Source organism: Enterococcus sp. DIV1304_2 (assembly GCF_050555445.1).
GTDB classification, from domain to species: Bacteria; Bacillota; Bacilli; order Lactobacillales; family Enterococcaceae; genus Enterococcus_B; species Enterococcus_B pernyi.
Genome location: NZ_CP187851.1, coordinates 1,475,154 through 1,486,882, shown reverse-complemented (window position 1 = coordinate 1,486,882; position 11,729 = coordinate 1,475,154). Strand labels below are relative to the sequence as shown.

At 39.7% G+C, this 11,729-nt stretch carries 11 protein-coding genes; all 11 read left to right on the top strand.

The genetic code is table 11. The annotated features are described in order from the left end of the window. The first annotated feature begins 73 nt into the window (after positions 1 to 73). The 11 genes from IGJ14_RS06905 (at position 74) to IGJ14_RS06855 (ending at position 11,704) form a co-directional block, all read left to right on the top strand. On the top strand, positions 74 to 1,333 hold the full coding sequence (locus IGJ14_RS06905; RefSeq protein ID WP_065095839.1) for an extracellular solute-binding protein: 1,260 nt from the start codon (positions 74 to 76) through the stop codon (positions 1,331 to 1,333). A 144-nt stretch (positions 1,334 to 1,477) separates the two neighbouring features. Next, positions 1,478 to 2,776 carry a carbohydrate ABC transporter permease gene (locus IGJ14_RS06900; RefSeq protein WP_010735424.1) on the top strand — a complete coding sequence of 433 codons (1,299 nt, stop codon included), beginning with the start codon at positions 1,478 to 1,480 and terminating at the stop codon, positions 2,774 to 2,776. A gap of 2 nt (positions 2,777 to 2,778) precedes the next feature. After that, positions 2,779 to 3,630 carry a sugar ABC transporter permease gene (locus tag IGJ14_RS06895; RefSeq protein ID WP_010735425.1) on the top strand — a complete coding sequence of 284 codons (852 nt, stop codon included), beginning with the start codon at positions 2,779 to 2,781 and terminating at the stop codon, positions 3,628 to 3,630. 12 nt (positions 3,631 to 3,642) lie between these two features. Then, complete coding sequence (locus IGJ14_RS06890; RefSeq protein ID WP_195339283.1) at positions 3,643 to 4,464, top strand: maltodextrose utilization protein MalA; 822 nt, start codon at positions 3,643 to 3,645, stop codon at positions 4,462 to 4,464. Positions 4,465 to 4,640: 176 nt separating this feature from the next. Beyond that, positions 4,641 to 5,807 (top strand): SAM-dependent methyltransferase, encoded by a 1,167-nt coding sequence (locus tag IGJ14_RS06885; protein ID WP_195339282.1) that lies wholly within the window; start codon positions 4,641 to 4,643, stop codon positions 5,805 to 5,807. Positions 5,808 to 5,987: 180 nt separating this feature from the next. Beyond that, entirely contained in the window at positions 5,988 to 6,629 is a 642-nt protein-coding gene (locus tag IGJ14_RS06880; RefSeq protein WP_430608443.1) for a PepSY domain-containing protein, read from the top strand. A gap of 83 nt (positions 6,630 to 6,712) precedes the next feature. After that, on the top strand, positions 6,713 to 7,654 hold the full coding sequence (locus tag IGJ14_RS06875; RefSeq protein WP_195339280.1) for a dihydroorotate oxidase: 942 nt from the start codon (positions 6,713 to 6,715) through the stop codon (positions 7,652 to 7,654). A gap of 146 nt (positions 7,655 to 7,800) precedes the next feature. Further along, positions 7,801 to 9,258, top strand: coding sequence for an amidase (locus IGJ14_RS06870; RefSeq protein WP_195339279.1), 1,458 nt, complete (start codon positions 7,801 to 7,803; stop codon positions 9,256 to 9,258). Positions 9,259 to 9,524: 266 nt separating this feature from the next. After that, positions 9,525 to 10,214, top strand: a complete 690-nt coding sequence (locus IGJ14_RS06865; protein WP_066025015.1) for a hypothetical protein — start codon at positions 9,525 to 9,527, stop codon at positions 10,212 to 10,214. A gap of 7 nt (positions 10,215 to 10,221) precedes the next feature. After that, a complete protein-coding gene (locus IGJ14_RS06860; protein WP_065095832.1) occupies positions 10,222 to 11,184 on the top strand; it encodes a sce7725 family protein in 963 nt (320 codons plus the stop codon). 13 nt (positions 11,185 to 11,197) lie between these two features. Continuing rightward, entirely contained in the window at positions 11,198 to 11,704 is a 507-nt protein-coding gene (locus IGJ14_RS06855) for a GNAT family N-acetyltransferase (RefSeq protein ID WP_195339278.1), read from the top strand. Positions 11,705 to 11,729: the final 25 nt, after the last annotated feature.

Sequence of the window (11,729 nt, the reverse complement as noted above, 5' to 3'; positions counted from 1 at the left end):
CGTTTGCAAATCAAGCTTTTGTAAACATATAATCAAATTGTAAGAGGAATAGAATAGAATCGGAGGAAAAAAAATGAGTAAACAGTTGCTAAAAAAAATCGGGTTAGGTGCATTATCTTTAGGGTTTATCGGGGGACTTGCTGCCTGTGGTAATGGCGGGTCTTCAACTGCAGCAAATGAAGAAGATGGAAAAACATTAACGATTTCTGTCGATTCTGGCTACAAAGATTATGTCAATGAGATCAAAACAAAATTTGAAGAAGATAACGATGTAAAAATCAAGTTAGTCGAAAAAGACATGTTCGAACAATTAGAATCGCTTGCGTTAGATGGTCCTGCAGGAAAAGCACCAGATGTCATGATGGCAGCTTATGACCGGATCGGAGCATTAGGACAACAAGGACATTTGGCAGAAGTGAAATTGGGGAACGAAGCAGATTACAATGATACGGATAAAGCTCAAGTAACGTACGAGGATAAAATCTATGGAGCTCCGGCAGTTATCGAGACACTAGTTTTATACTATAACAAAGATCTAGTTGACACTGCACCGACAACTTTCAAAGATTTGGAAGCGTTAGCAAAAGATGAACGTTTCAATTTTGAATCTGAAGAAGGAACGAATACAGGATTTTTAGCAAAATGGACTGATTTTTATTATTCATATGGCTTGATTTCTGGTTACGGTGGATATGTATTTGGTGAAGATGGAACAGACCCATCTGAAATTGGGTTAAACAATGCAGGAGCAGTAGAAGGAATCACTTATGCTACAGATTGGTTCCAAAATGTTTGGCCTAAAGGAATGCAAGATATCAAGAGTGCTGGCGACTTTGTCAACCAACAGTTCATGTCAAACAAGGCAGCAGCGATTATCGATGGCCCATGGCAAGCACAAACTTATCAAGAAAACGACCTCAATTATGGCGTATCAAAAATCCCAACATTGAATAATGGTGAATCTTATCAACCATTTGGTGGAGGAAAAGGTTGGGTCGTAAGTAACTACTCTAAGAATAAAGAAGTGGCTCAAAAATGGTTAGATTATGTAACCAATACAGAAAACCAAGAAAAATTCTTTGAGATGGTCAACGAAGTACCAGCCAATCAAGCGGCTCGTGAAACAGCAAAAGGCACAAATGATGAATTGACGACTGCAGTTATCGAACAATATGAAACAGCACAAGCAATGCCAAATATTCCAGAGATGGCAGAAGTTTGGACAGGCGCAGAAAACTTGATGTTTGATGCTGGTTCAGGCAGAAAAACACCAAAAGAATCGGCTGACGACGCGGTGAAGACGATCAGCGAAGCAATTGAGCAAAAATATTAATTAGATCATCAAAAAGGTTGGAGCTGTGAAGGAAATTGCTTCTCAGCTCCATGTTTTACCTTTGATGAACGTGAGATGATTTTATAGAAAAGGCGCTTCAACATACAGCACCTGTTTTTAGTATCAAGAGGGGGGAACAACACCATGCAACAAGAAGATACAGCGGTCAATGTCAAAGGCACGATGTTACGTTCGATCATTCCAGGACTGGGTCAATTTGCAAATGGTCAAGTATTTAAAGGGGTCGTATTTTTAGCACTATTTATCGGATTTATCATCCAAATGGTTTTAGGTGGTTTTCAATCCTTAATAGGTTTAGTTACCTTAGGGAGTGTCCCAATGGAAGATCACTCATTATTTATGTTGATCCAAGGAACTTTGCAATTGATTGTGACAGCCTTGTTTTTATTTTTTTATTTCATCAATCTAGTAGATGCAAAACGTGTCGCAGTCATGAGAAAAGAAGGGAAAAAGATCAATCGAACAATGAAGGAAGTCATACATAATGTGGGTGATGAAGGCTTTCCTTATCTCTTGACGCTTCCAGCGTATCTATTGATGATTTTCACGATCATCTTTCCGGTTCTAGTGACATTATTTACAGCATTTACAAACTATGATTTCCAACACATCCCACCAGCAAGTTTGATCGACTGGGTGGGAGCAGAAAACTTCTTCAGTATTTTCTTTTTAAGTTCTTATCGAAATACATTTGTTGCTGTGTTCTCTTGGACCGTCATCTGGACGCTTTGTGCCACTACTTTACAAATCACGTTAGGCGTATTCACAGCAGTGATCGCGCACCAGAAATTTATCAAATTCAAACGTGTTTTTGGAATTATTTTCCTTTTACCATGGGCAGTCCCAGCATTTATCACGATCATGAGTTTTTCAAACATCTTTAACGATAGTGTGGGAGCGATCAACACGCAAGTTATTCCATTCTTGAATAATATCCCCTTTGTAGATATTGCCTCCGTTCCTTGGAAAACTGATCCGAACTGGACAAAAGTCGCAATCATCTTGATACAAGGCTGGTTAGGTTTTCCTTACATCTATGTGATGGTCACAGGGATCTTACAATCGATTTCTGAAGATCTTTACGAAGCAGCAAAAATCGACGGTGCGAATGCTTGGCAGCGCTTCTCAAGTATCACGTTGCCAGCAATCTTTCTTGTAGCAGCACCAACGTTCATCACACAGTATACAGGGAACTTCAATAACTTCTCCATGATCTACCTCTTCAATAATGGGGGACCGGGAAGTGTCGGTGGTGGTGCAGGATCAACAGATATCTTGATTTCGTGGATCTATAAATTGACCACGGGGACCTCGCCACAGTATTCGATGGCTTCTGCGATCACGCTGATCATTTCGATGATCGTCATTGCCGTTTCTCTGTTGGTATTCAAGAAAACTAATGCGTTCAAAATGGAGGACTAGTCATGAAAAAATTTAGTACAAGTGCTAAGTTCCAACGGAGACTTTCGCATTTCTTTACTTATGTGTTTTTGATCCTATTGTCGATCATTATCATCTATCCGTTATTGATCACAGCTAGTACTGCTTTCAAACCAGGGAATATTGCTGCTTTTAGTTTGGATTTCTCCGGTGATTGGACCTTAAATAATTTTTCTCGCTTATTCAATGAAACCTTGTATGGCACGTGGTATAAAAATACGTTGATCATTTCTGTTTTAACGATGGTCATTCAAGTAACTGTTGTGACACTTGCTGGTTATACGTATAGTCGTTATCGTTTCATCGGAAGAAAATCAAGTTTGATGTTCTTTCTAGTGATCCAGATGGTACCAACGATGGCAGCATTGACCGCTTTTTATGTGATGGCCTTTCTATTAGGTGCATTGGATCGTTATTGGTTCCTGACAATGATCTATATCGGTGGGGGAATCCCAATGAACACTTGGCTGATGAAAGGATACTTCGATACAGTCCCAATCGATTTAGATGAATCAGCTAAATTGGATGGTGCAGGACACTTTAGGATTTTCTTGCAAATCGTCTTACCATTAGTCAAACCAATGATCGCAGTCCAAGCGCTTTGGGCATTTATGGGACCATTTGGTGACTTCATGTTGGCACGTTTCCTACTTCGTACGCCTGAAAATCAAACAGTCGCAGTTGGATTACAAACCTTTATTTCTGATGTAACCAACCAACGCGTTTCTCTGTTTGCGGCGGGAGCAATCTTGATTGCTGTACCAATATGTTTATTGTTCTTCTTTTTACAAAAAAACTTTGTGACCGGACTGACATCAGGCGGGACCAAAGGTTAGGAGTCGTTTGCTATGGATAAATTCCCACTCAATTACTTTTCAAGCTTAAGAAGTCCAAAACAGTTGTTTTTAGGTAGAAAACAACTCACTTGGCCAAAATTTATCGTGATCTTTCTGTTTCTAATTTCTTTTATGGTCATGCCGATTACTTTATTTTATACGAATCAAGTCTCGGCGATCCCGATGGAACAATTCTTATCGGTGAATACGTTGATCGATCAGGAAGGGGTGGCACGCTTACGTGAACTACAACTTACGAACGGTCGCTTAACAGCTGACTCTGAGATCATCAGTGTAACAAACGATGTCATCATCGGAACAGCACTGACGCCAGAAAAAATGGCAGAAAGAGGAGCCGCAATCAATTTTGAAGAGACCAGCTGGACGATCCGTCAAGAAGAGGATGGACAAACACGAGAATACAATATGTCATATCCCTCCTCATTTGATTTTATGAGAATAACAAGTCCTAAAGAGTTTGAACAGTTTTTAGAGAATGAATTTTATGCGAGTAATCGACCGATGATCATTTTATCTTACAGTTTGACGTTAGGTATTTTATTGTTTATCATGACTGGCTTGATTTTGTTCGGCGCTGCCTTCTTTTTATGGCTAACAAGAAAAAGCAAATTCTCTTCTATAAAAAACTTTAAAGAGAGCGCAAATTTGATGTTGAATGTTCTAGGTGTGAGTTCGATAATTGCTGGTTTTGTCGGTTTTATCCATTTTGATTTTGTCTTGATGATGGGCATCCAGTCGACCATAGCCGTTTTATTGTTACTATGGATTTTCGCTAAAACTGGCTTCAAAGATTCAAAAGCGATCCAAGTCTGATCGAATCAAAAAATGAAGAATGTAAGAGGGAAAGCAGAAATGTCTTCCTCCTTACATTCTTTATTTTTGTGTTTCTGAAATTTTCAAAAAGCTTTTATTTATTACCTGTAATCTGTTGATTCTTTGACGAAATAGGTATAACGTAATAGTGTAATTTTTGTTTTAGGAGGATCATTATGTTAGAAAAAACAATTTATCATCAACTATTTTCGCACTCTTTTTCACTTCCAGTAGAAGTCACGTATTGGGATGGAACGACGAAGCAGTATGGGGATACCGATAACCCTCCACAAATCAAAATCACGTTCAATGAAGAGATCCCAATCAAAGAGTTGACGAAAAATGCTTCTCTTTCTTTAGGGGAAGCTTATATGGATCATCGCATTGAAATCGAAGGGAATATCCAATCATTGATCAACGATGCATACAGTCATACCGATAGTTTCTTGCGTAGCAAAGATTATCTGAAGTGGTTACCAAAAAAAGAGAAACACACAAAGCAACAAAATAAAGCGGATATCCATGCTCATTACGACCTAGGTAATGATTTTTATCGCTTATGGCTTGATTCAACGTTGACGTATTCTTGTGCTTATTTCAAAACTCCAGAAGATAGTTTGGAGCAAGCACAGATCAATAAAGTCCATCATATTTTAGATAAGCTATTTATCAAAGAAGGGGAATCCCTCTTGGATATTGGTTGTGGCTGGGGAACGTTACTATTTACTGCGGCAAAAGAATATCATGTCAAAGCGACTGGTATTACTCTCAGTGAAGAACAATACAACTTCATCACCAATAAAATCAAAGAAGAGCATCTAGAAGACCAATGTCGTGTGTTTCTAATGGATTACCGTGAGTTGAAAGGGGAGACTTTCGATCATATCACCAGTGTGGGGATGTTCGAACACGTAGGGTCAGAAAATCTACCTGAATATTTCAAAGTAGTCAAAGATTTGTTGAAACCTAAAGGAACTGCTTTGATCCATGGAATCAGCCGACAACAAGGTGGTGCAACGAATGCGTGGATCAATAAATATATTTTCCCTGGCGGTTATGTACCAGGTGTGACGGAACTGATTAAGGATATCACGGAAAACGATCTACAAGTGATCGACTTAGAAAGTTTACGTCGTGATTACCAATGGACATTACAACATTGGACGCAACGTTTCCATGTGGTTCAAGAGCAGGTGACTCAGGAGATGGGTGATCGGTTCTATCGTATGTGGGATCTTTATTTACAAGCCTGTGCCGCATCTTTTGAATCGAGCAATATCGATGTGATCCAGTACTTGTTAGTCCATCCAGGGAACAATTCGATCCCAATGCATCGGAAATAACTAACTAATATTTGTTTTTTTATTTAAATGAAAAGAACCTGTTTTTACTTTTTTACGTAAAAACAGGTTCTTTTTTAGTTGTAAAATCAGACTATAGACTGATTTTTCATGGTATCGGCTGACAGTATTCACTCTTTTCGTTATACTGAGAATAGATACCTAATAAAAAGGAGAATTGTTATGAAATCAAAAGTTATTTTTACAGGCTTATTTTCTTTACTACTTTTGGCGGGGTGCCAGCCAAACCAAACAACTTCCCCATCAAGTACGACCAATCAGTCGTCAGAAACAACTGTAACCTCTACGAACAAGTCAGAAGACTCTAGCACATCCACTGGTTCTACGGATTCATCCTCTTCACAAACAGCAAACCCTGATATTCAAGTTTCTGCGGATCGTGCGATTGAATTATTCCAAAACAAATACCCAGATGCAGCCATCACTAGCTTAGAACTCGATAGTGATTGGGGAAGCTACTTCTACAAAATTGAAGGTGTCGATGATCAAAACGAATATTCAGTGAAAATCAATGCGATGGACGAAAAACTTGAGGCAGAGAATCCAGAGCAATTAGATCGTGACGAACAAAACGGCAAGAAAAAATCAGAAGACGGCTTAGATGTCAGCAATCTGATCTCGATCGAAGAAGCTGGGAAAATCGCGGTTGAAAAAGTTGGCGCTGGAACTGCTACAGATTGGGACCTTGATAAAGAATTAGGAACTACTTACTGGGATGTTAAAGTGAAAAATGGCAACCAAACGACAAATGTAAAAATCAATAGTCAAACAGGAGAAGTATTGTCTTCAGAAATCGATGATTGATCGAACATTCGATAAATTTTTGTTGATTTTGTTCGCTTAAATGATACACTAGAAAAAACGCTTTATTAAAAGGAGAGAATAACTTGAGCTTAACGACTACTTTCTTAAATCATTCTTTTGAAAATCCCTTGATGAACGCTTCTGGTGTCCATTGCATGACTACAGCGGAATTAGATGAACTTGCACATTCGAATGCGGGGGCGTTCATTACAAAAAGCTGTACCATCAATGAGCGAGCAGGAAACCCTGAACCTCGTTATTATGATGTGCCACTGGGGAGTATCAATTCAATGGGCTTACCAAACTTAGGTTTTTCCTATTATCTGGATTATGCATTGGCCTACGAGAAAGAGCATGGACAAGAACAACCATTGTTTTTCTCGATTGCCGGTATGAGTGCAGAGGAAAATCTGGAAATGTTGAAGTTGATCGAAGAAAGTGATTACCAAGGGATCACTGAGCTGAATCTTTCATGCCCGAACGTTCCAGGAAAACCGCAGCTAGCTTACGATTTCGAGGCAACAGCAGCTTTATTGAAAGAAGTCTTTCAAGTGTTCTCAAAACCGTTGGGAATCAAACTTCCTCCTTATTTTGATTTCGCCCACTTTGATCAAATGGCGGAAATCTTGAATCAGTACCCGATCGCCTATGTGAACTCGATCAACAGTGTGGGAAATGGCCTTTATATCGATACTGAGAGTGAAACAGTCGTCATCAAACCAAAAGATGGTTTTGGTGGACTTGGAGGCGAATATATCAAACCTACTGCGTTAGCGAATGTCCGGGCATTTTATACCCGCCTGAAACCAGAGATCAAAATTATCGGTACTGGCGGTATCCGCAATGGACAAGATGCTTTTGAGCATTTATTATGCGGCGCAAGTATGTTACAGATCGGTACGGAACTTCACAAAGAGGGAGTAGCTATTTTTGAACGTATCAGTAAAGAATTAGAGACGATCATGGCGGAAAAAGGCTACCATTCAATCGACGAATTTAGAGGGAAATTACGCTCGATGTCGTAATACCTCTTTCATTCTTATAACTAGAGTAGAACACTTGAAGCATTCAGCTGCTTCAAGTGTTTTTCTATTTAGAATAAGAGACTAAGCGTAAACATTGTTGCTTTTTCTGTCATATGAGAAAATAACCGTAACTGAGGAGGGAGAGCATGAAAGATGCAACATATCTTGCGAATGGTTTAAAAACTAAGCAATTCAGCTCGGAAGAACTTTTTACAGAAACAAAGCGAAAAATTGAAAAGCTCAATCCAGAAATCAACGCATTTGTCACACTTGAATCACTTGATTTCCAATCAAATGTAAAACCACCACGATTGGAGAGTGATTCGCTATTAGCAGGAATACCATTTCCTTTAAAAATGCTAGGACAAGAAAAAAAAGGCTGGTTGGCAACTTCTGGTTCACGGATTTTTGAACAACACCGAGCGTCTAAAAATTCGAATTATGTCCAAGCAGTTGAAAAAGCTGGTTTGGTTCCATTTGGACAAACGAATGCACCTGAATTTGGCTTTAAGAATATTACCGATCCACAATTATATGGCCCAGCACGAAACCCATGGAACTTGGCATACTCTCCAGGAGGATCAAGTGGCGGAGCTGCAGCGGCAGTTGCGGCAGGGATCGTTCCTATGGCAGGTGCCAGTGACGGGGGTGGTTCGATCCGTATTCCAGCCTCATTTTCTGGCTTGATCGGCTTGAAGCCATCAAGAGGAACAATGCCGGTTGGTCCAAATGCTTGGCGAGGCTGGCAAGGAGCGGCAATTGATTTCGGACTAACGATTTCCATGAGAGATACAAAAGCGTTGTTCCAAGCACTACAAGGAATCAGTAGTGGGGCGCCCTATCAAGTCACACCAGCATTTTGGCAACAGCATCCAGTGAAGGAACGGTTGAAAATCGCTGTCTGTGTTGATTCACCGATCGGCTCGAAGGTGAGCGAAGAAGCTCAAATCGCTATTAAAAAAGCGCAGCAGTTTCTAGAACAATCAGGACATGAAATCGTTGAGATTCCTTATCCTTTAGATGGACGTACATTGATCAACTCCTATTATCAAATGAATGGTGCTGAAACGGCAGCAATGATCGAGTCGATCGAAAATGGGTTGCAGCGGGGGATAGAAAGCAACGAGCTAGAACCAATCTCATGGACATTATGGCAATATGGTAAAAAACTTTCTGCAGCAGACTATGTGCAATCATTGCACGTATGGGATCATGCAGCTGTCACAATGGAAAGCTTGTTTGAGTCCTTTGATTTGTTTCTTTCGCCAACCACTGCGGATACTGCGCCTAAAATCACAGCTGACTTACAAAGTGACTTGATCCGTCAGCAGATGGCTGATGTCCCTCATTTATCGGCAGATGAAGGGTTGGCAGTCGTGTCAGCGATGTTTGAAGAGAGCTTGACAATCACTCCTTATACACAATTAGCGAACTTAACTGGGCAACCTGCAATCAGTCTGCCTACACATGTTAGTGAACAAGGATTGCCACTAGGGATTCAGTTTATGGCTGCCAGAGGAAGAGAAGACTTACTGTTTCAGATTGGTGAATTATTTGAAAAACATGGTTTGTTTTATCTTCCGTCAGGAATCGAGCAAGCGTAAGAGATCAACAGAACAAATGAATCGTGCGATTTTTAATACGGAATAGCAAACAGGTAGAAGAATTTATCGTTAAGTCGATCGATCAATAAAAAAACGAGTGCAATTGAAAAGACGAAAAATGTGATGTTTGAGCTGCATTTTTCGTCTTTTCTATGTTGCTTTTTTTATTGTTAGACAAGTAGCATACAAAAAAATAAAATGGTAGTTGGATTATCTTGGCTTTTCAGGTAGAATGAAAAGCGAAAGTATGTTCGGAGGTGAAATGTATGAAAACTCCTTTAACGATCGAGCTGGAATCATCGTTGTATCATTATTGTATCGAACAGGGAGGGATCGTGGTCGAGGAAGTGACAATGCCTGAGGATCATGGAATCGTGGATACTTTAAGTTGTCTGATGAAATTTGACGGAACAAGAGAATGGCGCTGTTATGAATTAAAAGTCACAAAAGCTGATTTTCGCTCAACTGCTAAATTATCCTTTGTCGGTCACTATAATTATTTTGTTTTACCAAAAAACTTATATGAAGAAGTCAAAAGTGAGATCCCACCAGAGATTGGTGTATTAGTTTATCGTTCGTATGCACTAGAAGAGGAAATGCCTGTTCCTGGAACTTTTATTATTGCAAAAAAAGCAATGCGTCGTGAGTTAGGTGTAGCAGAAGAGGCATTGACTAATCGTTTTATGGCTTCATTGTTTAGAGAAGTCAGAAAGGCCAAACAAATGGAACGGGGAGTAAAATATTTCCCTTCAGATCAGCTGTACAAAGAATTAAAAAAACGCTCAGAAACACAAGATCCCTTCTCAAAAGAACGCTACTATGAACGGTTTATTGAAGAAATTGAAAGTCAAGCAATCCATGATCTGCAAGAAGAAAATCGTGCCTTGCGACAAGAACAGGACTGGTTGCGCCAGCAACGTCATATTCGACGTCTGCCAACAGAACCATTGGAGTGAATAATATATGTATTATCCTTATTTACGTGGCAAACAATTCGATCTACTTGCATTAAAGGAAAGTTTGAATCGTGGACTTTTATCCACTAAGATTCAGCCAATCATCGAGCCAGTACGTGATTCGGCGACGCTAAAAAATGTTATCGAGTTGTTTCAAAAAAAGAATCATCCGCTGATTATCATAAATAATCCGCAAGTGGGTCAGTTCAAACTGTTCGATCAACCGATTCACACATGGGTGACCAGTGAAGATAGCTCGTTAGCAGAGGCAGAGATCATTACGCCGAGCAATTATGAAAGAATGATTGAATCACCCCCGCCATTCATTATTTTTGATGGACAACATCAACCTAGAGAAAATGCGATTTGGCAAGCTTTGAACAAAACTAATGCGACATTTTTCATTCCTGATTCTAGTCGCTTACGCATGCAATTGCCTGAGAATAAAATCATTGTCCGTGATCAATTTCAAACGAGACGGCATGTGGAAAATTATGCAGAAAAAAATGATGATTTTTTTAGCGATGATCATCTTTTCTTTCAAATGGATGGCTATCATGGGTTTTCCGATTTTACGATCGAAGGCAGTCGTTACTTCGATAAAGGATTTCCCAGTCGAGCGTTGGCCTTGCATATTACATACGTCGATGCTTATGGGAATATGCGAATCAAACACTTCGTTTCAGATACCAATGATTCCGCAAAAGATCAAGCATTGAAATTTATGGAAGCAGCCAATAAAATGTATGGTTGGTTGATGAGGAACCATCAACAAATTTATATCACGGAAGGATTACTTGAGCTTGTCAGCTTGTATCGCCAACAAAAATTCCCTGGTCTGGGAGTTTTGAAGAAATGGACATTGTTACATCATCTTGAATTAGTTAGTCAGCTCTTAGATCATCCGACAGACTGGTTACGCAGTGGTTCAAGAATAGACAAGCTATACAAATTGATCACAGATCAATAAAAGGAGCAGAGATATGTATCTTAGAAAAACTACATTAGATGATTTGCCGAGAGTGTTGCAAATCATCGATCAAGCTGCAGCATACCTTGCTGAGCAAGGATTGCCTCAATGGCAAGGAGATCAAAAACCATCAAAAGAACGAATCATCGAAGACATTGAAAGGCAGGAAAGCTTCGTCTTGATTGACGAAGAAGACATTGTTGGCACTGCGGCGCTTGTTGCAGGCATTGATCCGGTCTATACAGCAATTGCCGGAAATTGGGAGGGGAGAGAGCCGTATCTTTCCATCCATCGAGTTGCTCTTGATCAAAACGTAAGAGGGAAAAGACTTGGAAAACAATTATTAGAACATTTATTGACCGTTGCCACATGTCAAGGAATCAAGGACGTTCGGATCGATACGTTTCCCACTAATCACCCAATGGAAAAAACGATATACTCGGCAGGTTTTCATTATCGTGGCATGATTGAATTTCCATTCCCACACGGAGAAAGAAAAGCTTATCAAAAATTATTGTGAAGTGCTCAAAACTAAAAGCAAGCCA

What these genes read in the sequence shown, in the direction of transcription:
- IGJ14_RS06905 (WP_065095839.1), top strand. Translation starts at nt 74, where the DNA reads ATGAGTAAACAGTTGCTAAAAAAAATCGGGTTAGGTGCATTATCTTTA.
- IGJ14_RS06900 (WP_010735424.1), top strand. Translation starts at nt 1,478, where the DNA reads ATGCAACAAGAAGATACAGCGGTCAATGTCAAAGGCACGATGTTACGT.
- IGJ14_RS06895 (WP_010735425.1), top strand. Translation starts at nt 2,779, where the DNA reads ATGAAAAAATTTAGTACAAGTGCTAAGTTCCAACGGAGACTTTCGCAT.
- IGJ14_RS06890 (WP_195339283.1), top strand. Translation starts at nt 3,643, where the DNA reads ATGGATAAATTCCCACTCAATTACTTTTCAAGCTTAAGAAGTCCAAAA.
- IGJ14_RS06885 (WP_195339282.1), top strand. Translation starts at nt 4,641, where the DNA reads ATGTTAGAAAAAACAATTTATCATCAACTATTTTCGCACTCTTTTTCA.
- IGJ14_RS06880 (WP_430608443.1), top strand. Translation starts at nt 5,988, where the DNA reads ATGAAATCAAAAGTTATTTTTACAGGCTTATTTTCTTTACTACTTTTG.
- IGJ14_RS06870 (WP_195339279.1), top strand. Translation starts at nt 7,801, where the DNA reads ATGAAAGATGCAACATATCTTGCGAATGGTTTAAAAACTAAGCAATTC.
- IGJ14_RS06865 (WP_066025015.1), top strand. Translation starts at nt 9,525, where the DNA reads ATGAAAACTCCTTTAACGATCGAGCTGGAATCATCGTTGTATCATTAT.
- IGJ14_RS06860 (WP_065095832.1), top strand. Translation starts at nt 10,222, where the DNA reads ATGTATTATCCTTATTTACGTGGCAAACAATTCGATCTACTTGCATTA.
- IGJ14_RS06855 (WP_195339278.1), top strand. Translation starts at nt 11,198, where the DNA reads ATGTATCTTAGAAAAACTACATTAGATGATTTGCCGAGAGTGTTGCAA.